This window comes from Monashia sp. HAY1-5C, from assembly GCF_056755255.1.
Genome location: NZ_JBPGXG010000329.1, coordinates 1 through 252 on the forward strand (window position 1 = coordinate 1; position 252 = coordinate 252).

At 73.0% G+C, this 252-nt stretch carries 1 protein-coding gene; it reads right to left on the reverse strand.

Annotated elements, in window-relative coordinates:
- Window positions 1-16: 16 nt before the first annotated feature.
- Entirely contained in the window at window positions 17-139 is a 123-nt protein-coding gene (locus tag ACR9ZK_RS21890; protein ID WP_481344061.1) for a hypothetical protein, read from the reverse strand.
- Window positions 140-252: the final 113 nt, after the last annotated feature.

Consider the following 252-nt stretch of genomic DNA (forward strand, 5'->3'; position numbering starts at 1 on the left):
TCCGTCGTCGGCAGCGTCAGATGTGTATAAGAGACAGGGTCGTGGGAGACGAGGCCGCGCGACCCCCGCCCACGGCCACACCGACGCCGTCAGCGGGGTCCGGCCCGTCGGCACCGTCACCCCTGTCTCTTATACACATCTCCGAGCCCACGAGACGGAGCTACATCTGGGGTGTCGTCTTTTGGTTGGAAGAGGGGGGGGGGGGGGGGGGGGGGGGGGGGGGGGGGGGGGGGGGGGGGGGGGGGGGGGGGG